Raw genomic sequence first — 25,351 nt, 5'->3', positions numbered from 1 at the left:
ACCCGCACCGGACCACCTGTCGTGGGTCGCCGGTAGTCTTTGCGCGTGGCCCTGTACCGGAAGTATCGACCCGCGTCCTTCGCCGAGGTGGTGGGGCAGGAGCATGTCACCGCACCGCTCAGCACGGCCCTCGACACCGGACGCATCAACCATGCCTATCTCTTTTCCGGCCCACGTGGCTGTGGAAAGACGTCGTCGGCGCGCATCCTTGCGCGTTCACTGAACTGTGAGAAGGGTCCGACGTCGACGCCGTGCGACGTGTGCGACTCGTGCGTTTCGCTGGGCCCGGGCGGCACAGGCAACCTGGACGTGACCGAACTCGACGCCGCAAGTCACGGTGGCGTCGACGACACGCGAGAACTCCGAGACAAGGCATTCCACGCACCGGCCGCTTCTCGTTATCGCGTCTTCATCATCGACGAGGCACACATGGTGACGGCGGCGGGCTTCAACGCGCTGCTCAAGATCGTCGAAGAGCCGCCGGAACACCTCATCTTCATCTTTGCGACGACGGAACCCGAAAAGGTTCTCCCCACCATTCGCTCGCGTACACACCATTACCCGTTCCGCCTGTTGGCGCCGTCGACCATGCGCGGACTCCTGGAAAAGATCTGCGCCCAAGAGGGCGTACCGGTCGAGCCTGCCGTATATCCGCTGGTCATCAAGGCCGGCGGCGGTTCGCCTCGCGACTCGTTGAGTGTCCTCGATCAGCTGCTCGCGGGCGCCGGAGAAGAAGGCGTCACGTACCCGCGCGCTCTCTCTCTTCTCGGAGTCACCGACGTCGCGCTCATCGACGAAGCAGTAGACGCCCTGTCTGCCAGTGACGGAGCCGCCTTGTTCGGCACTGTCGATCGCGTGATGGACGCCGGTCACGACCCACGCCGCTTCGCGCTAGATCTCCTCGAACGTCTGCGTGATCTGATCTTGATGCAGGCTGTTTCCGACGCCAGCGAACGAGGATTGGTCGACGCACCCGAGGCGGAGCTGGTCACGATGCGTGAGCAGATTCAGCGAGTCGGTCCGGCCACGCTCACCCGTTTCGCCGAGACCGTCCATGCCGGGCTCAGCGAAATGCGTGGGGCGACGGCGCCGCGGCTGCTGCTCGAAGTGATGTGCGCGCGAATGCTGCTTCCCTCTGCCTCGGACGCCGAGTCGGCCGTATTGCAACGGCTCGAGCGCCTGGAACAAGGTATTCCGGCTGCTGGAGTCGCGGCTGCCGCTGCCCCTCGCGCAGCAGCAACGCCGGCACCGACCGTGCCGCCGCTCGAACCGGAGATTGCTTCCAAGTTCCAACGGCCCTCCCAACGAAAGGCCGAGCCCGAGGCACATCCGGAACCAGCCGCCCCTGCTCCTGCGGCGGCGCCGCCGGTTGCCGAGGCTCCTGTCGTCGAACCTCAGGTGGCGGCAGTTCCAGTCGTCGAGCCTCCCGCCGTCGAGATCGTGGAGCCGCCCGTTGCCGAACCGACCGTTGCCGAACCGCCCGTCGCGGAACCGCCGGTTGCCGAAGCTCCGGTGGTTGAAGCTCCGGTGGTCGAACTACCGGCTCCAGCGCCTGTCGAAGCGGAAGAGCCGATCGGACTTTCCGAGCCGGAACCCGAGCCCGAGCCCGAGTACGAGGAGCCGGCGGTTGCAGAAGTTGCGCCGGTCTCGGCCGGCCCCACGGTCGAGACACTTCGTGAATCGTGGAACACCTTGCGCAACAAGGTCGGTGAACGAAACAAGGTTCTTCCGGCCATGCTGTCCGCTGCGACGGTTCACGACGTGCGTGGTCATGTCGTGGTCATCGCTCACGGCTCGCCGGTTCTGGGTGCTCGTGTGACGCAACCGCACAACGCGGCGGTTATCTGCGAGGTCCTTGCCGAGATGTTCGGTGGCACTTGGCAAGTCGAGTACCAGGAAGGTGCGCCGCCCGCGCCTGCCGGGTCGAGCGCGCCCAAGGCGGCAGAGGCTTCTACTCGCCCTGCCGCTGCGCCGCGATTCTCGCGCCCCAGTCAGGAACGTGCAGCGCAGCAGCCCAAGGCGCCGCAGCCCCAGCGCGGAGATTCGGACGACATTCCGCCGCCCGAGGCTCCTGACTACCCGGAAGACCCTGGACCGGCCCCCGCTCCCGAGGTCGACTACGAGGCAACTCCTCCGCCTGCAACGCGTGAGGACGAGGACGAAATGTTCGCGGAGGCGGCTGAGCCCGCCGATCCGACGGCCAGACGTGATCCCGAAGACGTCGCAAAGGAACTACTCAAGGACGTCCTTGGAGCCCGCAGACTCGAAAGTTGAGTCGCTGACGCGTCCCATGCGGGTGGAACAACGCCCGGAATATCTCGAGACCGGCCGCGTGATCGAATTGTTATAAGTGCCTCGTCGGTGCTCTTTGTGGACGTCTAGTGTGCAGTCGCTCGGCCGGTCAATGCTGAAAATGTCATGGCCGGTTTGCTGGTACGTTTGTACGCTCAGTTTCACTGTAACGAAACTTCGGTTCGCACGATGATCGTCGAAGAATATCTGAGAATTCTCGCCAATGGGCCGACGTTCGGTCGATATTGCTAACTGTCAGCGTGTCACGAATGTTCAGATTTAACCTTGCAGATGTTTGTTTTGTGTCGATCGACCAATTTGGGACATTCGGCGAATTGGCCACATACTCGGCATTGTGTCGTTTCGGTGGGTTCCAAACTGCATATTTGCCACATGTCCGGATTGGAAGGCTTCAAATCCGCGGCCGGATACGGATGTATCAACTGGCCTTTGACGTGGGATTAAGCAAACTCAGAACTTGGAGTTACAGCTAATCCTCGATTGCCGGAAAATTGCTGAAACACGTTCATGGTAGCGAACAATGTTTGTTATTTGGTTATGCCTTGAGGTGAATCTGCGTTTTACACACCGGCGAACACGTGGTTAGTCTTCGGTCGATTGAGTCTCCCGTGGATGCGCGTGAAAATAGGAAGTGTAAGATGACTGAAGATTCAACTAATCCTGCAATCGCGATAATCGGGATGAGCATGTGGTCTCCCGGTGCACATGATCTGCAAGGATTTTGGGAGAACGTCCTCGCTCGCCGCATGCAATTCCGAAAGTTTCCCGAGTCGCGGATGTCTCTCGACGACTATTGGAGCGCAAATCCCGACGACGTCGACAGAACGTATGCCGACCGCGGCGCGTTCATGGACGGATTCGAATTCGACTGGGTCGGGCGCCGGATACCGGAGCGGACCTTCGAGTCGACAGATCTCACGCACTGGTTGGCGCTGGAAACAGCACTCGGTGCTTTGACGGACGCGGGCTACAGCCGAGGATCAGTACCCACTGGCCGCAGCGCCGCAATCGTCGGCAACTCCCTCACCGGTGAAGAATCCCGGATGTGGTCGATGCGTTTGCGCTGGCCTTACGTCAAGCGTGCGCTCGCAGTGGCAGCCGAAGCACGCCAGCTCGACAGTTCTGTTGTCGATGCTCTCGCCGAGACGATGGAAGAGGTCTACAAAGGCCCGTTGGTGGAGCCAAGTGAAGACACTCTGGCCGGCATGTTGTCGAATACGATTGCCGGTCGTATCTGCAACTACCTCGACTTCAACGGCGGCGGGTACGTCGTGGACGGTGCGTGCGCGTCGGGAATGCTCGCGGTGGCGACTGCGGCGGAAAAGCTGGCGTCCGGCGCGGCCGACTTCGTCTTGGCCGGTGGAGTCGACGTCAGCTTGGATCCTTTGGAACTGGTGGGATTCGCGCGTTTGGGCGCACTGACACGCGGTGACATGAACGTGTATGACGCAAGCCGAAGCGGATTCATCCCAGGTGAGGGGTGCGGATTCGTGGCCTTGAAACGACTCGAGGACGCCAGGGCAGACGGCGACTACGTGTACGCGACGATTCGCGGCTGGGGCATCTCCACCGATGGCAAGGGTGGAATTACCAAGCCCCGTGCCGAAACTCAGGCAGAAATGATCCGTCGCGCATACTCGGGGGCAGGATTCGCTGCAAGCGAGGTCGCCTTTGTCGAAGGACACGGAACCGGCACTCCCGTCGGGGACCCTGTCGAACTTGCCGGCGTCCAGCAGGCCGCGCAGACGGACGGGCCCGTGGAGGCGCGCAGCATCGGTATGACCTCGCTGAAGTCGCTGATCGGGCACACGAAGGCGGCGTCGGGCATCCTTGCGCTGATCAAGGCGACAATGGCCGTCAACCAACGAATCCTTCCGCCGATTGCCGGTTGCACCGATCCGAACCCGGCGTTCGGAACCGAAGCGCCAGCGCTCTTTCCGCTCGTCAACGGCGAGATCAGAGATCCGTCCGAGAAGATGCGCGCCGGTGCGCAGGCGATGGGATTCGGCGGTATCAACTGCCACGTCGCCATCGAATCGGCTGATGCACCGTCGAGCAAGCTGACACCTTCGCGAGACGTCCGCACCATGATGGCGTCGTATCAGGATACCGAGGTATTTGTACTCTCCGCAGATTCCGCCGTGGACTTGGCGACCCGAGCGCGGGATGTCGCAGATCTGGCAGTTCCGTTGAGTGTTGCCGAGCTGCTGGACTTTTCGGCGAAGCTCTCGCGGGTGATCTCGCCGACGGCGACCTTCCGTGCCGCAGTGGTGGCAGGTCGACCCGCGCAGTTGGCCGAACGCATGCGCCAGCTCGCAGTTATCTGCGAGAACTCTGCTCCCGCGGCCGGCCAGGTCAAGGTGGTCAGCAACGAGATATCGATCTCGAACAACGTTCGTCACGACATCGGGTTCCTGTTCCCGGGACAGGGATCACAGCAGCTCGAGATGGCTCGCGTGCTGATCGAGCGTTTCGAGTGGGCACGAGAACTGGCGAATGAGGCCGACGGCTGGCTGGAGGATGTGGGAGCCGAAGCGATCACGCCGCGGATTCTGCGGAATCCGGTCAAGAGCGCTGACGCAGCGGAATTGGCGAAGTGGAAGAGGGACCTCGCTCAGACGCAGTTCACCCAGCCGGCCGTTGCCTTGGCGTCGCTGCTGTGGTTCGAGTACCTCCACCGTTTGGGTGTGACACCCACTGCGGTTGCCGGGCACAGTCTCGGAGAGTTGACAGCCCTCTACGCGGCAGGGGCTTACGACAAGAAGACGCTGATCACGTTGGCTGCGGCGAAGGGCGCGGCCATGGCGGTCAGTGGTGGCGGAAACGGCGCAATGGCGAGCCTGACCTGCGACCGATCGACGGCCGAGGCGATCATCGCGGAAGCACAGGGGTACGTAACCGTCGCGAATCTGAATACGCCTACACAGACTGTGGTTTCGGGTACCAAGGATGCGGTCGACGATGTGGTCGCCATCGCGAAGACACGCGGAGTGTCGGCCCAGGCGCTTGCCGTGTCGAATGCTTTCCACTCCGAGATGATGAACGAGGCCGAGCGGGAGCTGAAGTCCACTGCGCCGGTTGACGAGCAAGTCGATTCGCTGACCTGCCCCGTATATTCCTGCGTTGAAGGCGAACGCGTCCAGACACCACTGGCCCTTCGTGAATTGGTCACCAAACAGGTTGTCTCACCGGTTGACTGGGTCAAGACGGTACGTGGGATCTCGCATGAGGTGGACCTGCTTGTCGAGGTCGGACCCGGCCGTGTGCTGACGGGGCTCACCAAGGCGATCAACGGGACCGACGGCGTGCGCTGCTTCCCCGTTGCGTCCAAGTCCGGACGTGACGAGGACTTCAACGTCGCACTGGCCGCGATGTACGTACACGGCGCTCAGGTCCGCTGGAACGTACTTTTCGACGGCCGCTTCGTGCGCGAATTCGTTCCCGCCGATCAGAAGGTGTTCATCGAGAACTTGGCCGAGGCGAAGCTGACGGTTAAATCTGCTCCCGAGCCGCTCGCACTTGGTGCGTCCGGCGGGGATCCGGCTGCGGCGCTGGCCGATTACCTGAGCCGACGCGGGAACTTCCTCGTCGACGTCATTCGCGCTGACGTAGGCAGTGGAGTGAGTGCTCCACCTGCTCCATCTGGTCCGACTCCGCGGGAAGTCACAAACGGCCACGAATCTGTGGCAGCGAAAGCTCCTTCGCCCGTTTCCGCTCCGGTAATCGAAGCGCCGGCGGCCGCGGGGTCCGTGGAAAGTGAGCTGATCAGGATCCTCTCCGACACCACGGGATTTCCGGCCGAGTCGATCACGACGGATCTGCGTCTGCTCGATGATCTGAATCTCGACTCGATCAGTGCGGCAGAGGCGATTTCGAAGGTTGCGCACCAGTTCGAGGTTGTCGATCTCGACCCTGCCGAGTTGGCCAATGCCACCATCGGAGAAGCTGCATCGCTGATCCTTGCGGCATCGCCGAATGCCGGCACTGCCATTCCGGTAGCTGCCGCTTCAGTAGCGCGCTCAGGGCACTCGGACGTGTCGCGAATCCTGCTCGAGGTAATCGCCGAGGACACCGGATTTCCGGTGGAGTCTCTTGATGTGGATCTCCACCTGCTCGACGACCTGAACATGGACTCGATCAAGGCTGCCGACGCAATAGCGACGGTGGCAACAAGGTTGGGTGTTCAGGGTGACCTGGATCCGGCCGAACTCGTCAACGTCAGCCTGGGTGAACTGATCGAGGTGCTCGATCGGTCCGCGAAGGAGCAGTCGGGTCAGCAGCAGTCGGTTGCGCGGTCGCTGCCGACGAAGTCACAGGGTATATCGGCCGACAGCTTCACCTGGGTTCGCGATTACACCCTGGAAAAGGTTCGGAGCGAGACAGCGTTGCACGAAGTCCGCGACCACACGGCCACGACGTTCGTCGTCATCGGTGACGACGCCGCCTTGGTCGGAAGATTGGAATCCGAACTTCGAGGCCGTGGCGCCCAGGTCGACACCCGGTCTTTCTCCGACGCCGACACTGCGAACGCTCACCACGTGATTGCCGTAATGCCTCGCGTGATTGATGATTCCGTCACCGAGATCGGCTTGCGCCGTGAGATCGAACGCATGCACAGAATCGTCCCGGTGCAGCAAAGTGGACGCGCGAGAACCACATTGGCAGTGATTCAGTTCACCGATTCCGAGTTGAGCAATCCGGCGCCGGTGCCGAGTGCGGCGGCTTTTGCCGCTTCGGTGCACCACGAGCGCCCCGAGATGGATGTACGCGTCATAGGATTCGACGGCTCGACGGCAGACGCGGAAGTGGCAACCACTGTCGTCTCCGAGTTGGATTCGGCTGCACCCTATGTGTTCGCGACTTATGACGCCGATCTAGCGCGCACGGCACTGCAACCGCGGGTTCTCGCCTCGAACGACTACTCCGTCCGCGAAAGCGGGTTGGGAAGTTCGGATGTCGTGGTCGTCACCGGAGGCGCGAAAGGCATCATGGCGCAATGCGCTCTGGCGCTGGGCCGAAAGACCGGCGCCGAACTGGTGCTGATCGGAAGCTCTCAGCGGCAGGCAGGCGACGAAATCGCTTCCACTCTTGCGGACTTCACGTCTGCCGGTTTGAAGGCCCACTACTATCGCTGCAACGTCACGGATGCTGCGGCGGTGGCCGGCGTCGTCGCTCAGATCGAGATCGAGGTGGGGCCGATCACCGGTTTTGTCCACGGTGCGGGGGCGAATGTTCCACGGCGGTTCGAGAGAGTCGACAGCGCTGCGGCTTTCAAGGAGGTTGCACCGAAGGTCTTGGGCGCAGCCAACTTCGTCGAAGCACTCGCTGATCGTGAGTTGAAGCTGTTCGTGGGCTTTTCCTCGATCATCGGATTCACCGGTATGCCCGGAAACAGCTGGTATGCATACGGAAACGAGCTTCTCGACGAAATGGTGGTGCGGTATGCCGCCGGGCACCCGAAGACTCGGACGTTCTCGCTCGCGTACAGCGTGTGGGGAGAGACAGGGATGGGCGCCCGCATGGGCAGTGTCAACCATCTCGCGAAGATGGGTGTCATGCCGATTTCGACGGCTGCGGGAGTGGATCATTTCCTTCGTCTGGTCGACAGCGGACCCGAGGCGAGTCGTATCGTCGTGACCAGTCGACTCGGTGGTCTGGACACCTGGGCGCCGGCAGCACCGGTTCTGCCCGCCGTGTCGCGCTACATCGACCAAGTCATGACATTCGAGCCGCAGGTAGAACTGGTGACCCGGACGACATTGTCCACCTCGGCGGATCCGTTTGTCCTCGACCATGTCTGGAAGGGATCGGCGTTGCTGCCGACGGTCTTCGGGCTCGAGGCGATGTCGCAGGCGGCAGCCTATGTCACGGGACGGGTGACCCTGGGCCGTGTCCGCATCGACGACATCAAGCTGGATCGACCGATCGTCGTCGACACGGTCGAGGGCACCAGAATCGAGATCAAGGCAAGCGTCGTCGAGCAGGATCGAGATGCCGCCGGAACGCGGGTGCATGTCACGATCGGCACCGAACGGACCGGGTACGGGCGGCCCCATTTCTCGGCCGACTTCATCTTCGGGCTGGACGAAACACTGCCGGAGTTCGAGAGGGAATTGCCGCGACCGGTGCTCGACATCGATCCGTTGGACGACCTCTACTCGTGGTTGCTGTTCCAGGAGGGCGATTTCCGCCGACTCGAAGAGATCTCGAGCCTCGACTCCGAGCACATTCTCTTCAGTGCTATTTCGCGAGCCGACCGTAGGCAGCACCTCCTCGGTGATCCTTACTTCCTGGATTCACTGCTGCAATCGGGCCAGGTCATGGTTCCGCGGGAAATCTGCCTTCCGGTCAATATCGCGCGAATCGACATGTACGACGGGCGATTCGAGGCTCGTTCCTTCACCGCATACGCCTACGACAAGGTGCAGACCGAGACCCACATGCAAGCCGACGTGGCAGTGGTGAAGGACGGACGAGTGGTGATGCAGCTCGAGGGATATCGCTCCCAGATTCTTTCGCACGACGAAAGTAGGCCTACGGCTGAGGAAGTCGCGGATCCGACTGCGCGTGATGCGCAGATCATTCTCGACAAGCTCGCGCAACACAGTCGTGCGTTGGGAGTGAAGAGTCCGCGGGTTGTGGTCGCACACACCCCGGGGATTCACGAGCTGACCAAGTCGGAGCGCCATGAGCAGGAGAAACCGATCGCCGAGGCGGCCGTGAACATTCATCTCGATGAGGATGCGGTGATCAAATGAGCAATGCCTTTGCCATCGAATGGCAGGAAACCGGGAAGCCCGTCGTTGTCGGTGACGTTCCGCCATCGGTGGATGTCTCGCTCTCGCACGACGGTAGTAAGTCTCTCAGCTCCGCAGGTGACTGGCCGCAGGGGTGCGACATCGAACCGGTTCGCTCCCGAAGCGTCGTGCAGTGGAAGGCACTTCTGGGTTCGGCGCGGATCCCGCTGCTCGACGAGTTGATCGCAGGCGGCGAATCACTCGATCGAGCGGGAACCAGACTGTGGGCGGCGGCCGAGGCGATCCGAAAGGCCACGGGCGAGATGTCGGTTTCGCTGGCGATGGGCTCCAGGGAGGACGATGCAGTGACCTTACGCGGCGGCGCGGAGGGAAGCGTTGTGGTTCTGACCTTTCCAGCTCTGTTGACGGACAACGAGGAGCGCATTCTCGCTTTTGTGACCGATGAGGCGGATGCCGAAGAGCGTGTTTCGGACGAGGAGGACGCGGAAGAACCGGAGCAGGACCCGGCACCACAGTTCGACACCGGGCCGTTGTCGGCGAAGTCTCTCGCGCAGTTCGATCCGATGGCCTACGGCTCCGACGTACATGTGGCGGCACGCAGCGGTTACCCGGCGGTGTCGATCCGGTTCCCCGTCGGGTTCCGGGAAGCGTGCAACGTCGGCGGATCAGTAGGGTTCGCCAGCTTCGCGCTGTGGTTGGGCGCGTTGCGGGAGAGGGGGACCGGACCGATCTCGAAGCAGATCGTGGAGGACATGGCGACGGGTCGTTGGGGCATGGTGACCAACAACTCCGAGGTGTTCATCGATGCGAACCTGTACACCGACGACATTGTCGAGGGGACCATCTGGATCACCGAGCTCACCGGTCCGGATCGGGCAACCACCAACCTGCATGTCGAATGGTGCCGGGTCGACGGTGAGACACGCACCCACATCGGGTGGAGCGCGATGCAGACGACATGGGTGGAAATCCTTTCCCACGGCGTGGTGGCGGCACGGCCGATGCCGCAGTACTTCCACGATTTCATCGAGCCGATGACGATTCCGACGGGGGCGAAGAGCGTTACCGTCCCGGCCGAGCCGAAGTACGTCGATCGTGGCTCCGTGATTCGCTCGGCTCCGATGGTGCCGCGCAATCCGTATCTACTCGAATCCGAGGTGTTCTCGACGACGCTGCAAGACGGAAACGTCGTGGGCAATGTCTACTTCGGCAACTATTACATCTGGCAGTCGAGGGTTCGGGACAAGTTCCTCGTCCGCTCGCAGCGCGAGGCCTTGGCGGCCCGCGGCGCTCTGGGTGAACTGCGTTGTGTGCACACACGGGTGGAGCATCTGCGCGAGGTCATGCCGTTCGACGATGTGCTTGTCACGATGTCTTTGGCAGCTCTCTACGAGAAGGGGATCGACCTCGAGTTCGAGTATTTCAAGGTCAATCCGGACGGATCGCGGGAGAAGCTCGCGATCGCTCGCCATCGAACTATCTGGACGATGCCGAGCACTCCTGGAGCCCTGGACATTGCTCCGCCGTCGAATCTGCCACAGTCGCTGATCGATTCGGTGCTGGAGGCGATCGACGGAAAGTAGACGGGGGATTTCCGAGATCGAAGTCGCGAAACGGGTTGCGTTTTCCTTACGGGAGAACGCAACCCGTTTCGATGGGGAGGGGCAAGTATGGGTACCGGAGTATCGAGGCGGTCAGTTCTGAAAGGGTCGGTAGTCGGCACAGCGGCTGTTGCATTGGGAGCAAAGGCAAGTGCTGCTCCGACGGGGAGTGCGGATATCGAGTCTCCGTTGATTTTTCATTCACCGGAGTTCGAGCCGTTTTGTGACGAGCTTCCCTCACTTCCAATGCTTTCCGGTGGTGAACTCACGCTGACAGCCCAGGTCGGGGTGCACTCATTTCATCGGGATTTTCCATCGTCTTCCGCCTTGTCGTACGGCAGCGCAGAGATCGGCGGCGGCTACTTGGGGCCCACCGTCGAGGCGCGTTCGGACGAGCCGATCATGTTGACGTTCGAGAACAATCTCAGCGGTCATCCGTTGGCAGCGGACATGGATATGACATTGCACGGAATGCAGGCCGACTTTCGTGCAAATCCACCGACGTCGTTGCACTTGCACGGAGGAGTCACTTCGCCCGAGAGCGACGGCCATCCGGAGCTGCTTGTGATGCCGGGACAGGCTGCAATGCATCACTTTTCGCACGGGCAGGAAGCTGCGCACCTCTGGTATCACGATCACGCGATGGGCATCACCCGGCTCAACGTCTACGCCGGTCTGATCGGCAACTACCTGATCAGGGACCAATTCGACACCGGCAAGCTGGGAAATCCGTTGGGGCTGCCGGCCGAGGAATTCGAGATCCCGCTGATACTGCAGGAGAAGATCTTCACGCCGACAGGCGCTCAGAGCGGCCGATCCACCATCTTGATACCGGAAGGATCGTGGGAAGGCGGCGCGGTGGGCGACGTCGGATTGGTCAACGGCAAGGTCTGGCCGGAACTGGCTGTGGCTCGGGGCCTTTACCGTTTCAGGGTCGTCAATGCGTCGTCGGCAAGCGTGTGGAATCTCCACTTCTCCAACATGATGACGTTCTGGGTCATCGGCAACGACGCCGGAATGCTCGACGCACCCGTGGGGGTCAGCGCCTTCCGCTGCGCGCCGGGGGAACGCTACGACCTCCTCGTCGATTTCACCGGTCTGTCGGAGGGATCGACGGTGGAGCTTCGCAACGACGAGGCGCCACCGCTACCCGCCGCTGTCATCGGTGAAGTGACGATGCCGCTGTTCTGTCGGTTCCGCGGCGATGCCAGGCGCGGATTCACCGGTGGTGTTCCGGCGCGACTGCGCGGTGGGCGGCTCCAACGTGACGTTCTCGCCCCGTTGGATCAGCCGGTGGTAATCCGCACCGTGACGGTGAGCCAGCAACTGGAACTGCGGAATCCGCCGGCTCAGATGACGCTGAACAACCTGACGTTCAGCACTACCCACGTCGAGAGGCCGCGGCAGGGCACCGTCGAGCAGTGGAACATCGTCAACACCACGCCGGACCCGCATCCGATTCATCTGCACCTGGTGAACTTCCGGATTCTCGGCAGAACGCCGATGCGGACGCTGGACTACCTCATCCGTCATCCGCAGCCGGTGATCGGCAACAAGTGGACTCCGTCGCCCGACGGGTTCGAGGCCGGGTCGATGATTGCGCCGGCGCGGTGGGAAGCCGGAATGAAGGACACCGTCAGGGTGGACGGTGGCACGGTCACACGGATCATCGTGCGATTCCCGACCGCAGACGAGCTGGGTTTCGATCCCGACGCGATGTTCGAGCGACTTCCGAGTGGGGGGATGACTGGTGGCGATCAGGCGCATCAGGGAAGTGGTCACCACGGTGTGAGCAACGACGGCGTGAGTAGCACTGGTCAACTCCAGGGATACGTGTGGCATTGCCACCTACTCGACCACGAAGATCACGACATGATGCTGCCCTATCGAATCGTGCCGTGAGCGCCGCCGGAAGCGCACTCGAAATGAACCGGAGCGGGCAGGCGCACGCACGTCGGATCACCTCGGTCACCTAGCAGGATCGCTTCGGTCCTTCCCATGAATTTGGAACACGTTCTACAGTGAAAGGGCTGAGGTCTGTACCTCGGCCATGCGCCACCACCGAAGGCGGCGCGGACGATCTGCAGACCGGTTCGACGAATTACACGGAAGGAACACCTCACAGTGACCACAGAGGCATTCATTTATGAAGCCATCCGTACCCCGCGAGGCCGCGGCAAGAAGACCGGGTCGTTGCACTCGGTCAAGCCGATCTCGCTGGTCACGGGTCTGATCCAGGAACTGCGCGTGCGCTTTCCCGACCTCGACGAGGATCGGATCTCCGACCTCATCCTGGGCGTCGTCACCCCCGTTGGCGATCAGGGAATGGACATCGCCCGCGTTGCAGTCAACGATGCGGGACTGCCCGACACCGTCGGCGGCGTTCAGCTCAACCGTTTCTGCGCTTCCGGTCTCGAAGCCGTGAACATGGCTGCTCAGAAGGTCCGGTCCGGCTGGGACGAACTGGTCATCGCCGGTGGCGTCGAGTCGATGTCCCGCGTTCCGATGGGATCCGACGGTGGACCGTGGGCGCTCGACCCCGCCACCAACTACGACAACTACTTCGTCCCGCAGGGCGTCGGCGCAGACCTCATCGCCACCATCGAGGGCTTCTCGCGTGACGACGTCGACGCATACGCCGTGCGCTCGCAGGACCTCGCCGCCAAGGCGTGGACCGGCGGATACTTCGCCAAGTCGGTAGTGCCGGTCAAGGACATCAACGGCATCACCATCCTCGACAACGACGAGCACATGCGTCCGGGCACCACGGCCGAGAACCTCGCCGGCCTGGCTTCCGCATTCGGTGTGATCGGTGAAATCGGCGGATTCGACGCCGTGTCGCTGCAGAAGTACCACTGGGTCGAGAAGATCAACCACGTTCACCACGGCGGCAACAGCTCGGGAATCGTCGACGGCGCTGCACTCGTGCTCGTCGGCAGCGAGCAGGCCGGCAAGGACATGGGCCTGACGCCGCGCGCTCGCGTCGTCGCCACCGCCACCAGCGGAGCAGACTCCACCATCATGCTCACCGGCCCGACGCCGGCGTCGAAGAAGGTTCTGGCTGCTGCCGGCCTGACCGTCGACGACATCGACCTCTTCGAGATCAACGAGGCGTTCGCCTCCGTCGTCCTGAAGTTCCAGAAGGACCTGAACATCCCGGACGAGAAGCTCAACGTCAACGGCGGTGCCATCGCCATGGGCCACCCGCTCGGAGCAACCGGCGCGATGATCACCGGAACGATGGTCGACGAGCTCGAGCGTCGTGGCGGCAAGCGCGCCCTCATCACCCTGTGCATCGGCGGCGGTATGGGCGTTGCCACCATCATCGAGCGCGTCTGACGCGGCGTCCGTCCTTCCAACGAGGCTTACCAGGAGTCAATCAAAGTGACTGATCAGAACATCATCAACTGGGACCAGGACGCCGACGGCATCGTCGTGCTCACCATCAACGATCCCAACCAGGGCGCTAACACCATGAACGACGCGTACATCGCGTCGATGAAGGCCACCGTCGACCGTCTGGTCGCCGAGAAGGACTCCATCACCGGTGCCGTCATCACCTCCGGCAAGAAGACCTTCTTCGCGGGTGGTGACCTCAAGAACATGATCAAGGTCGGCCCCGAGCAGGCCGAGGAGATCTACAACCACAGCGTCGAGATCAAGGCAGACCTGCGTCGCCTCGAGACTCTCGGCAAGCCGGTAGTCGCCGCCATCAACGGCGCGGCACTCGGCGGTGGCCTCGAGATCGCTCTCGCGACCCACCACCGCATCGCGGCGGACGTCAAGGGCGTCAAGATCGGCCTGCCCGAGGTCACCCTCGGCCTGCTGCCCGGCGGCGGCGGCGTCGTTCGCACCGTGCGGATGCTCGGCCTGCAGAACGCGCTCATGGGCGTCCTGCTTCAGGGACAGCAGCGTGGACCCGTTCAGGCCAAGGAAGTCGGCCTCATCGACGAGGTCGTCGGCTCGGTCGAGGAACTGGTTCCGGCCGCGAAGGCATGGATCAAGGCCAACCCCGAAGGCGGCGTTCAGCCGTGGGATGTCAAGGGCTACAAGATCCCCGGCGGAACCCCGTCCACTCCGGCATTCGCTGCCAATCTTCCGGCATTCCCCGCGAACCTGCGCAAGCAGCTCAAGGGTGCTCCGATGCCGGCTCCGCGCGCCATCATGGCCGCAGCCGTCGAGGGCTCGCAGGTCGACATCGAGAACGCGCTGCTCATCGAGGCTCGCTACTTCACTTCCCTGGTGACCGGCCGCGTCGCGAAGAACATGATTCAGGCGTTCTTCTTCGACCTGCAGTCGATCAACGGCGGCGGTTCACGTCCGGCAGGCATCGAGAAGTCCACCATCAAGAAGGTCGGCGTCATCGGCGCAGGCATGATGGGCGCGGGTATCGCGTACGTCTCCGCCAAGGCAGGCTTCGACGTCGTCCTCAAGGACGTCACCATCGAGGCTGCGAACAAGGGCAAGGCGTACTCCGAAGGCATTGAGGCCAAGGCACTCTCGCGCGGCAAGACCACGCAGGAGAAGTCCGACGCACTCCTCGCCAAGATCACCCCGACGGCTGACCCGGCCGATTTCGCCGGCGTCGACTTCGTCATCGAAGCCGTCTTCGAGAGCCAGGAACTCAAGCACAAGGTGTTCCAGGAGATCGAGGACATCGTCGATCCCAAGGCACTGCTGGGCTCGAACACCTCCACGCTGCCCATCACGGGTCTCGCCACCGGCGTGAAGCGTCAGGAAGACTTCATCGGCATCCACTTCTTCTCGCCCGTCGACAAGATGCCGCTGGTGGAGATCATCCGCGGTGAGAAGACGTCCGACGAGACTCTGGCCCGCGTGTTCGACTACGTCCAGGCAATCCGCAAGACGCCGATCGTGGTCAACGACTCGCGTGGCTTCTTCACCTCACGTGTCATCGGAACCTTCATCAACGAGGCCATCGGCATGCTCGCCGAGGGCGTCGAGCCCGCCACCATCGAGCAGGCCGGTATGCAGGCCGGTTACCCGGCTGCGCCGCTTCAGCTTTCGGACGAGCTCAACCTCACCCTCATGCAGAAGATCCGCAAGGAATCTGCCGAGGCAGCCAAGGCCGAAGGCAAGGAACTGCCGGCAGATCCGGCCGGCGAGGTCATCAACACCCTCGTCGAGAAGTTCGATCGTAAGGGCAAGCTCGGTGGAGCAGGCTTCTACGATTACGCCGAGGGCAAGCGCACCGGACTGTGGTCCGGACTCCGTGAGAACTTCAACTCCGGAACCTCCGACGCCCCGATCCAGGACCTCATCGACCGCATGCTGTTCATCGAGGCGATCGAGACGCAGAAGTGCTTCGACGAGAACGTCCTGATCACCACGGCGGACGCCAACATCGGCTCCATCATGGGCATCGGATTCCCGGCCTGGACCGGTGGCGTTCACCAGTTCATCGTCGGCTACGAGGGCGGCACCGCCGGCTTCGTCGCTCGCGCAAAGGAACTCGCTGCGCAGTACGGCCCGCGGTTCAACCCGCCGGCTTCGCTAGGGGCATAGCCCCGTGCGCGGTTAGGGAGTCTCAACACTTCCTAACCGCGCACAGCTTTATCCACAGGTTAGTTTTTTCGGCGAAATCCGTCGGTATGTATTTGCAGGCTCGTCAGATGCCTTCACATACAGAAATCGATGCATTGCAGACCATCGTCGATGCTCAGCACGGACTGGTCAGTCACGCCCAACTTCACACCATCGGATTTCCTCGCTCTCGCGTGAAGCAACGAGTTGAGGTCGGACGCTGGCAGACTGTTCTTCACGGCGTTTACTCCGTGACCACGGGCCCATTGACCAGGTTTGCCGTACTCGAGGCCGCGCTCTTGTATGGCGGAGGCTCGGCGATGCTCAGCCATCACACCGCCGCTGAAGAATGGTCGATGCGCCGCCCGGACAGCACTGTGCCCGTACATATCACCGTTCCGTACGGCAGGTCTGCGATCTCTCAGGCCACCACTTTTGTGCGTGGCCTCGGCGCCGACCGACATCCGTCACCCATGATCGGCAGCATCCTCCATCCTGGCGTTGTGGTCCACCGTTCGAGGGCACATCGTCACATTGGCGTCGACGCACAGATGCCGCGAACCGGCAAAGCTGATACAGCTCTCGATTTGGCCATCGCAGAACCGACTCCGCGTGAGGCCTATGTCAGCCTTATCACCACAGTCACCAACGGACGCATCCGTTTGACTGACATTCGCCGACGTATGGAGGAGCGCGCACCCCGTAGATATCGGAAGGCCCTCGACAGTGCGGTGAAACTCTTGGCAGATGGGGTGCAGTCATCGCTCGAATACCACTATGCGGTCGACGTGGAGCAGGCGCACGGGTTGCCGTCGGCCAGACGCCAATCACCGGTGCGCGTCGACGGCCGCACGTTGTACGAGGATTGCGATTACAGCAAACTCGGTGTGCCGCTGATCGTGCGTCTCGACGGCCGGTGGGCGCATTCCATGGCAGAAGTGGAATTCCGTGATCGCCGCCGTGACAATGCGGCAGAGCTGGCAGGTCGTCCGCGCTTGGTCTACGGATTCGACGAGGTGATGAAGACTCCGTGCCAGGTTGCACACGAAGTGGAGACGGTCTTGCGGCGGGGAGGTTGGGAGAGAACAGGGGGGAACCCCTGCGGGGCCTGTGAGTGGTTAAGGAGTGCAGAGACTCCTTAACCACTCACGGGGAGCGGAGCTCCCTAGGCCTTCCACCACGGGCGAAGCGGCACATGCGCCTCACCCTTGGGGCCGAGCTTGACGGCCAGAACCTGGTGCAGCTGAACGACATTGCGCTCGAATCCGAGCCGTGAGCCCGCCATGTACAGGCCCCAGACGCGTGCGGTTCCCTCGCCGACCTCGGCGACGCAGGCGTCCCAGTTGTCGACGAGGTTCTGGCACCATCCGGCGAGCGTCAGTGCGTAGTGCTCACGCAGGTTCTCCTCGTGCCGCACCTCGAGACCGACGTTCTGGATCTCGGAGATGATGCGACCCGATCCGGTGAGCTCCCCGTCGGGGAAGACGTACCGGTCGATGAATCCGCCTGCCTTGGCGCCGCTTCGGTTGTCCGGACGGGTGATGCAGTGGTTGAGCAGACGCCCACCCTCGCGCAACTTGCCCTTGAGGAACTCGAAGTACGCCGGGTAGTTTCCGACGCCGATGTGCTCCGTCAGGCCGATGGAGGACACTGCGTCGAACCCGGTCTCCGCGACGTCGCGGTAGTCGGAGAAGCGGACCTGCGCAAGATCGGCAAGCCCCTCGTCTTCGATCGCCTTCTGTGCCCAATCTGCCTGTTCGCGTGAGAGAGTCACGCCGATCACCTTGACGCCGCGCCGTGCTGCGTAGCGGACCATCGAGCCCCAGCCGCAGCCGATGTCGAGAAGTCGATCGCCCTTCTGAAGTCCGAGCTTCTCGAACACCAGGCGGTACTTGTTCTCCTGGGCTTCTTCGAGAGTCTGCTCCGCATTGTCGTAGGCGGCGCAGGTGTACGTCATGGACGGGCCGAGGACGTACTCGTAGAAGGTGTTGGAAACGTCGTAGTGGTGATGGATGACTTCGGCGTCACGAGTCTTGGAGTGACGCAGTCCTTCTGCGACGCGACGCCAGCGAGGGAGATGTTCCTGGGGTGGCGGGGCGATGGGCCGCAACAGATCCCAGCCCAGCGAGCGCGTGATGCTGGCGAGAGTCAGTGCTGACGGGCGCTTGAGGTGGAGTTCGTCGCCCATGATGCGCAGAATCTCGTACGGATCACCGGGGTGGACACCTTCGGCTTCGAGATCGCCGGAGACGTACGCGCGGGCCATGCCGAGGTCGCCGGGAGCCGTTGCGAGATAAGTGGTTCCGCGAGTCGACTTGAGGTGCAGTCCGTAGTCGGCATCTTCGGGGCCGGCGGTGCTGCCGTCGTACGCGGTGAATCGAAGCGGCAGCATGCCGTCGGAAAGCGTCTCGAGAATCTCTGCGATGGAGAGCTTGTCCTGGCTTTTGGAGTCTTTGAACGTGGTCATTTACGTTGCACCGCCTTAGAGAATAGATCCAATAAACGGGATTTCGGGTCGTAGCGTTCCTTGAGTCCGATGTACCGGTCGCCGCCGTAGTACAGCTCCTCGAAGTCTTCCTTCGAGTAGTAGGAGTCGGAGTAGAGCGATTTGTGTCCGTCAAAATCGCTGACCTTTTCTTCGATCAGTCGATTTGCTGCCCCCTCGCGCTCGCCGGGAACGATCGGCACCGAAGACCAGAAGCCGATGTTGACGTAGGTGCGCTTGGGTTCGAGGGGGTAGAGGGGCCACGGTCGCGATGTGGCCAATTGATCCAGCCGCGATGCGGAGGCAGCAGCCGGGCTGGGCTCACGAAGGCGTAACGGGCACAACCACAGTGGTTCGATCGGAATTTCCTCGAGGAACCACGAGACGAAGTCCGCGGTTCGTTCGATGGGTACCTCGACGTCCTGGACGACGCGTTCGCGCGGGGGCTTGCCCTTGCGCTTTTCGAGGCGATCTCCGATGTCGTACTTGTGGTCGAGGGCAATCAGCTTCCAGTAGAAGCTGCTGCGCAGGTACTGCTTGGGCCAGAAGCGCCGGATCTTCGGGTTCTGTGCACCGAAAGCCCGTGAGCACCAGAACCAGTCGGTGTCCCAGCGCCACAGGTAGTCCCGAATGGTCAAGCGGTCCGTCTTGGGTTGTGTGAGTGACGGATGCTGGATCGACCGGTAGAAGATGTCCTGGTCGGTGTAGTCGCTGACCGGGCCTTCCTCGTCGGTTTGCACGCCGAGTGTGAGGTAGCTCTCGGAATCGGTGAAGACCACCCCGTCGAGGTAGTCGACGGCGATCCCGTCGTACTCGCGTTCGGTGACGATGCGATCCATCGTTTCTTCGAGCTTCTTCAGCGAATCGAAGCGCACATGACGCAAGGCGACGTATTTCTCGACGGGTTCGAGTGCGATCTTCAATCGCGTCGAATAGCCAAGGGTGCCGTAGGAATTGGGGAAACCGAAGAACAGCTCGGCGTGTTCACCGTCCGGCGTTGCGGTGATGATCTCGCCGCTTCCGGTCAGTACGTCGATTTCGAGTACCGACTCGTGCGGTAAGCCGTTGCGGAACGAGGTGGACTCGATGCCCAGCCCTGTCACCGCACCGCCCAGGGTGATGGTCTTGAGCTGAGGCACGACCAATGGCGCCAACCCGTAGGGCAGCGTCGCGTCGACGAGGTCTTCGTAGGTGCACATGCCGGCGACGTCGGCGGTGCGCGCCTGCGCATCGACGGCGATGACACCGGCCAGACCGCTGACGTCGAGGCCGGGGGCCGACGTCTTGGCGCGAGCGCGGAACAGATTGGATGTCTTCTTTGCCAGGCGTACAGAAGCATCGGCGGGAATGGCGCGGTATGACGCGAGTAGGCGTTCGACGCCTTCTCTGTGCTGCTCGAACCCCATTTCACGCGCAGCATCGGAACCCGGGCCTTGCTTTGTCCGGATTCGATCGAACTTCTGAACTACCCCATTGAACGAGAGAGTCACACCCTGACGCTATCGGTAGTTGCGCGTGCAAGCTATCTGGAGGGGTCTTAATGCCCGAATTTGATCGAGTTGTTGCAAACGAACTCGATAAATGCGCCAACAGGTGAACCAGCTCACAGGACAGGGCAGATTGTCGAGATACCGGGGCGGGACAGGCAATATGGAAAGGAATGTCTGCGCAGTTCGAGGTGCGGATTCGAGAGTCATTCGCGGTATCGAGCCGCGTTGGTCGAACAAGGAGACGTAGGGCATATGGGTCAGGTCAATGCAATGAGTTCGATAGTCGTCACAGCAGCACCAGACAAGGTGCTCGCGGCGCTCTCGGACTACGAGACGGTTCGCCCGCGAATCCTGTCCGAGCAGTACCTCGACTACAAGGTCGTCGAAGGCGGCCAGGGTGACGGAACCGTCGCGCAGTGGACGCTCAAGGCGACGGAAAAGCGTTCGCGCAACGTCAAGGCCACAGTGACGGTCGACGGCAACGTCATCACCGAGAAGGACGCCAACTCCAGTCTCGTCACCACCTGGACCGTTGCCCCCAACGGCACCGGAACGACGGTTACGACGCTCACTCAGTGGCAGGGTGCCACCGGAATCGGCGGCTTCTTCGAGCGCACCTTCGCTCCGAAGGGTCTGCAGCGCATCCAGGCCCAGGTCCTGGACAACCTCAAGCGCGAACTGGTCTGACTGATTCTGCATCACTGAAAGATGGCGTCGTACCTTCACCGGTGCGGCGCCATCTTTCATGCGCCGGTAATGATCCGCCCCAACTTGGCGAGTGCGGGGTTTCCGCTTTCCCAGTAATCGCTGTGAACTCCGAACCCCGGTTCCCCGGGTGATCCGTCGAATACCTGCGCGCCGAATTCGGGATCCGACGGGTCGAATCCGTGGACTCCGAGGATCTTGGGTATTAATTGGACCGGATCCCAGAAGGCCGTCGTCGAATGAACACGACGCGACATCTCGGAGGAGTCGACGCCGTCCAGGCTCAGTTCGTTCACACTCGCGGCATCGACTCCCGGGCTTGCGACAAATACCAGTTCGTCGACGTCGAGAGAAGCGCCACGGGTAGTCGCGGCACCGATGACGGTGCTGCCGTAGGAGTGCCCGATCACGACGTTGTGCGACGGCGGACCGTCATGTGAGGTGCGTAGCCCGCCCTGGAAAGTGTCCAGCCCGGGCGCCGCGGAGTCTGCGTAGCGATCCGAACCGGCGTCGGGAATGCCTGGGGGAGCGTCGTACCCGGACCACAGGATCACTGACGTGGCTTCCGTCGGTGCCGCGCTGACGGCTGCGTCGTACATGGCTCTGGATCGTTGTAGATCTCCGCCGACGCCCGAGAGCCCGGAGCCGGTTCCGGGAATCAACGTTGCGACGTTGTCGGCGGCATCGGGATTACCGACAGCGACGACGGCGTGCCCACCAGTGACCGAGAGAAGGAAGGTATCCGGTCGAAGTTCGCCGCGCACAGCCGCGTATCCGGCCGCTACCGTGCGATCCGGCGAGGACTCGGGTGCAGTTTCCAGCGCAGTGAGGTACCGCCGGTTGTAGTAGTCCCGGTCGAGAGCGGGAAGGCCGTCGCGACTTCCGATGGACGGATCCCACCTCGCCAATGCGTCTTTCTCGCTGGGAGTGAGCGATTCCCACAGTCGGTGTAGCTCCGCGGGTGTTCCGGGGAGTGCCGACCTCCCGTCGAGAATGTCGACGACAGTGCGGCTGAGGCGATCAGGCTGATTACCCAGGAGCGATCCGATCTCCCGGAATGCCTGACGTAGAGCAGTCGCGGCCCGGTTGTCTTCATAGTCCAGCGCCGACAAAGAGTCGAAGATTCGCTGCTGAAAACTCTGTGCAGCCGTAGCGTTTTCGGAAGCCTGCATAATGTCGGCCAGATTCCACGGCTGCGTCGACGCAGGCGCCGATACAGTTCCACTGTCTGACACCGTCAAGCCGTGTTCGAGAGTCGCCTCCTCGACCAGATCCAGAACTGTTCTTCGCGCGGTGCCAATCGTATTGGCCGCTCCGGCATACAGATCCGCGACCACGCGAATTTCAATCGACAGGTGAGAAGCGGTAAGCGAGATGCCCGACCACTGCACTGCCGCCGCGCTCGACGCTTCGCCCCGCCAGAACTCGCGGACGGCGTCGATGCTGCGACCGGCGTCGCCACTGAGAAATTCGACTTTCCGATCGATTTCGACGAGTTCCGCAGCGCAAGTGCGCAGTTGCTCCGGTGACCACGCGCGAAGCTGAGAGATGGTAGGCCGCATCAGTGTTCTCCGCGCAGTTCGGACACCACTTCGGCCTCGGTAGCGTCGTACAGGCGTGCTGCAGCAGCGGTTCCGGACGCCACGAGCCCCAATTGCGTAGCCAGGTACCGGTAGGCGTCGGCGATCACGCCGGCATGCTCCGTCGATACAGCCATGACAGCGGACGAATCCAGGCTCGTCGCGGCTTCGGAAATCGCGCTAGCGGAGTCGATCCCTGAAATCTGATCCGCAATTCGAGACAGATCAGCCGAAAGTTGCTGCAACGCAGCGATGTCTACCTGAAGTATCGGCCCCATGGGTGAACCGTAGCCAGGCGAACTGGCTATCGGGGCCGTGCCGGCTTTCCTGTGGACAAGCGGATTTTCTCCACAGAAGCCGGATCAGGGGGTTGTCAGGAAGGCCGTGACTCCACTGGTGACGGCGGCTGCATAGTCCTGCTGACCGTCCGGGCTCGTCATGCGCGCTGCCTCGTCGGCATTACGCATGTTGCCGAGTTCGATCAGAATCGACGGCCGCTGCGACAGATTGAGTCCCGTCAGATCGGCACGTGGCGCCAACCCGTCGTCACCGATGTAGGTCGACGGGGTGAGGCCGGCGGTGACGAGTGAGTCGCGCATGGTTTCCGCAAAAGCCACGGACGGGCCGGCCTGAACCGAGTTCAGCGGGGGAGCGGAGTAGCAGACGTGGAAGCCTTCGGCCCCGGCCGCTGCGCCGTCCGCATGAATACTCACCACGACGTCGGCGCCGGAGGAATTGGCGGCTTCGGCGCGTGCGTCGACGCAAGATCCGACGCTGACGTCGTCCGGTCGACTCAGGACGACTGTGGCGCCTTGGCCTTCGAGTTCGCTCTTGACCAGGCTCGCGACTTCCCAGTTGAAGGTGTGTTCGGGGAACCCGGCGTCGGTGTTGGTGCCGGTGGTCTGGCAGTTCTTGGTGCCGCCGCGGCCGGTGGGGACCTGGGTGTTGATGCTGTCGTCGTTCGCACCACTGTGCCCGGGATCGAGGAAGACGACCTTGCCGGTGAGGGCTGCGGGGATGTCAGCGGCAACAGTGCTGAGCGGAGACACCTCGACTGAAGTCGTGGCCTCGGCAGTCTCGGTCGGAATCGTGCACGCGGCGCTCAGCAGCCCGGCCCCGACTACGGCAATCAGGGCTGTGGAACGGAACACCCGTGATGCCATGTTTGACCCTCTTGACGGTTTTACGGTGTCTGACTGGTTCCGGCGCACCCGCTCACGGTAGCGCGCACCGACTACGCTGGTGGGGATAACTCTGTAGAAAGGACCGCTCGTGCAACCAGGTGGAGCACCCGACATGTCTGCTCTGTTGGCTCAGGCTCAGCAGATGCAGCAGCAATTGATGGCGGCGCAGCAGGAAATGGCTCAGGCCGAAGTGACCGGTCAGGCCGGCGGCGGGCTGGTTGTCGCCACGGTCAAGGGCACCGGCGAGGTTGTCGGTCTGCAGATCGATCCCAAGGTCGTCGACCCCGAAGACGTCGAGACGCTGCAGGATCTGGTGATCGGCGCGATCGAGGATGCTTCGCGCAAGGCACAGGAAGTCGCTGCCGAGAAGCTCGGCCCGTTGGCCGGCGGACTCGGCGGAGGCCTTCCCGGTCTCCCCGGCTTCTAGAAACGAGAACGCGTGTACGAAGGTCCGGTTCAGGATCTGATCGACGAACTCGGGAAGCTTCCCGGAGTCGGGCCGAAGAGCGCTCAACGCATCGCTTTTCACCTGCTCTCCGTGGAGCCTCCCGAGATCGACCGTTTGAAAAATGCATTGCAGCGCATCCGTGACGGCGTTCAGTTCTGCACGGTGTGCGGAACTGTCTCCGATCAGGAGAAGTGCCGCATCTGCGCCGACGCACGTCGCGATCGCACGGTGATCTGCGTCGTGGAGGAACCGAAGGACGTCCAAGCCGTCGAGCGCACCCGTGAGTTCAAGGGTCGCTATCACGTGCTCGGCGGTGCGCTCAATCCGCTCTCGGGTATCGGGCCGGACCAGTTGCGCATCCGGGAGTTGTTGGCTCGCATCGCAAATCAGGAGGACGGCGTCGACGTGTCCGAGGTCATCATCGCCACCGACCCCAACACCGAGGGTGAGGCGACAGCTACCTACCTCGTCCGGATGATGCGAGACATCCCGGGGTTGACGGTGTCTCGGTTGGCTTCGGGCCTTCCGATGGGCGGCGACCTCGAATTCGCAGACGAGTTGACGCTGGGTCGCGCATTGTCCGGCCGTCGTGAATTGTCGCGGAACGCTTGATGAGCGGCACGGAGCAAGGTCAGCAAGTGCGTCGTACGTCCGAGCAGACGCGCGCGCAGATCATCGCTTCGGCCGGGAAAGCATTCGCGACTCGGCCGTACCGCGAGATCACGCTCAAGGACATTGCCGAAGACGCGGGCGTCAGTGCACCGCTGATCATCAAGTACTTCGGTTCCAAGGAGCAGTTGTACGACGAGTTGGTCGACTTCCGTGCAGCGGCGATCACGGTGTTCGACGCACCGCACGACTCGCTCGGCGAGCGCATGGTCTCGCTGTTCACCAAGCCGCTGGAGTCGTACAAGCCGCTGTCCATGAGCTTGTTGTTCATGAGCGGTGTCAGTGAAGAAAGCAACCGCAAACTGCGCGAGAACTATTCGACGCAGATGATCGACACCCTCGCCGCTCGTCTGTCCGGCCCCGACGCGAGGTTGCGCGCGGAACTGGCGATGTCGATGGTGGTCGGAGTGGCGATCATGCGCCGACGGATGATGGCGGGCCATGCCACCGGCACCCAGGACGAGGTGGTCGCGCTGTACGCACCACTGGTGCAAAAGCTCCTCGGCGGGTGAGCGGCGTCACAATTCTTGCTAGGTAAATATCCGTTCACCTAATGTAGGTGAACGGATATTTA

At 62.3% G+C, this 25,351-nt stretch carries 16 protein-coding genes; 11 read left to right on the top strand and 5 right to left on the bottom strand.

Annotated elements, in window-relative coordinates:
- Positions 1-45: 45 nt before the first annotated feature.
- From ACWF6P_RS00470 to ACWF6P_RS00440, 7 genes are all read left to right on the top strand, one after another.
- Entirely contained in the window at positions 46-2,274 is a 2,229-nt protein-coding gene (locus tag ACWF6P_RS00470) for a DNA polymerase III subunit gamma and tau (RefSeq protein ID WP_452619568.1), read from the top strand.
- 677 nt (positions 2,275-2,951) lie between these two features.
- Positions 2,952-9,071 (top strand): SDR family NAD(P)-dependent oxidoreductase, encoded by a 6,120-nt coding sequence (locus ACWF6P_RS00465; RefSeq protein ID WP_452619567.1) that lies wholly within the window; start codon positions 2,952-2,954, stop codon positions 9,069-9,071.
- Positions 9,068-10,654 (top strand): hypothetical protein, encoded by a 1,587-nt coding sequence (locus ACWF6P_RS00460; protein WP_452619566.1) that lies wholly within the window; start codon positions 9,068-9,070, stop codon positions 10,652-10,654. Before ACWF6P_RS00465 ends, ACWF6P_RS00460 begins: the two co-directional genes overlap by 4 nt.
- Positions 10,655-10,741: 87 nt before the next feature.
- Positions 10,742-12,574 (top strand): multicopper oxidase domain-containing protein, encoded by a 1,833-nt coding sequence (locus ACWF6P_RS00455; protein ID WP_452619565.1) that lies wholly within the window; start codon positions 10,742-10,744, stop codon positions 12,572-12,574.
- 222 nt (positions 12,575-12,796) lie between these two features.
- Positions 12,797-14,011: an acetyl-CoA C-acetyltransferase gene (locus ACWF6P_RS00450; RefSeq protein WP_003943886.1), complete on the top strand. Its 1,215-nt coding sequence runs from the start codon at positions 12,797-12,799 to the stop codon at positions 14,009-14,011.
- 45 nt (positions 14,012-14,056) lie between these two features.
- Complete coding sequence (locus ACWF6P_RS00445; RefSeq protein ID WP_452619564.1) at positions 14,057-16,198, top strand: 3-hydroxyacyl-CoA dehydrogenase NAD-binding domain-containing protein; 2,142 nt, start codon at positions 14,057-14,059, stop codon at positions 16,196-16,198.
- A 107-nt stretch (positions 16,199-16,305) separates the two neighbouring features.
- A complete protein-coding gene (locus ACWF6P_RS00440) occupies positions 16,306-17,358 on the top strand; it encodes a hypothetical protein (RefSeq protein ID WP_452619563.1) in 1,053 nt (350 codons plus the stop codon).
- Positions 17,359-17,381: 23 nt separating this feature from the next.
- On the opposite strand, the gene ACWF6P_RS00435 is transcribed toward ACWF6P_RS00440, so the two are convergent.
- Complete coding sequence (locus ACWF6P_RS00435) at positions 17,382-18,683, bottom strand: class I SAM-dependent methyltransferase (RefSeq protein WP_230816598.1); 1,302 nt, start codon at positions 18,681-18,683, stop codon at positions 17,382-17,384.
- Positions 18,680-20,107, bottom strand: a complete 1,428-nt coding sequence (locus ACWF6P_RS00430; protein WP_378445774.1) for an FAD-binding protein — start codon at positions 20,105-20,107, stop codon at positions 18,680-18,682. Before ACWF6P_RS00430 ends, ACWF6P_RS00435 begins: the two co-directional genes overlap by 4 nt.
- Positions 20,108-20,443: 336 nt before the next feature.
- On the opposite strand from ACWF6P_RS00430, the gene ACWF6P_RS00425 reads away from it, so the two are divergent.
- A complete protein-coding gene (locus ACWF6P_RS00425; RefSeq protein ID WP_378445664.1) occupies positions 20,444-20,878 on the top strand; it encodes an SRPBCC family protein in 435 nt (144 codons plus the stop codon).
- 56 nt (positions 20,879-20,934) lie between these two features.
- On the opposite strand, the gene ACWF6P_RS00420 is transcribed toward ACWF6P_RS00425, so the two are convergent.
- From ACWF6P_RS00420 to ACWF6P_RS00410, 3 genes are all read right to left on the bottom strand, one after another.
- Complete coding sequence (locus ACWF6P_RS00420; protein ID WP_452619562.1) at positions 20,935-22,458, bottom strand: alpha/beta hydrolase; 1,524 nt, start codon at positions 22,456-22,458, stop codon at positions 20,935-20,937.
- Complete coding sequence (locus ACWF6P_RS00415; RefSeq protein ID WP_452619561.1) at positions 22,458-22,754, bottom strand: hypothetical protein; 297 nt, start codon at positions 22,752-22,754, stop codon at positions 22,458-22,460. Before ACWF6P_RS00415 ends, ACWF6P_RS00420 begins: the two co-directional genes overlap by 1 nt.
- Before the next feature lie 84 nt (positions 22,755-22,838).
- Positions 22,839-23,639: an Rv3717 family N-acetylmuramoyl-L-alanine amidase gene (locus ACWF6P_RS00410; RefSeq protein WP_452619560.1), complete on the bottom strand. Its 801-nt coding sequence runs from the start codon at positions 23,637-23,639 to the stop codon at positions 22,839-22,841.
- Between the two features lie 109 nt (positions 23,640-23,748).
- Between ACWF6P_RS00410 and ACWF6P_RS00405 the strand changes: the two genes are divergently transcribed.
- The 3 genes from ACWF6P_RS00405 to ACWF6P_RS00395 are packed head-to-tail and all read left to right on the top strand — an operon-like array spanning position 23,749 to position 25,289.
- On the top strand, positions 23,749-24,087 hold the full coding sequence (locus tag ACWF6P_RS00405) for a YbaB/EbfC family nucleoid-associated protein (protein ID WP_003943929.1): 339 nt from the start codon (positions 23,749-23,751) through the stop codon (positions 24,085-24,087).
- 12 nt (positions 24,088-24,099) lie between these two features.
- Entirely contained in the window at positions 24,100-24,720 is a 621-nt protein-coding gene (recR, locus tag ACWF6P_RS00400; protein WP_003943917.1) for a recombination mediator RecR, read from the top strand.
- A complete protein-coding gene (locus ACWF6P_RS00395; RefSeq protein WP_452619559.1) occupies positions 24,720-25,289 on the top strand; it encodes a TetR/AcrR family transcriptional regulator in 570 nt (189 codons plus the stop codon). The genes recR and ACWF6P_RS00395 overlap by 1 nt, the downstream gene beginning before the upstream one ends.
- Positions 25,290-25,351 lie beyond the last annotated feature (62 nt).

The organism is Rhodococcus sp. NPDC055024 (assembly GCF_053608585.1).
This window is presented reverse-complemented; position numbering and strand designations above follow the sequence as displayed.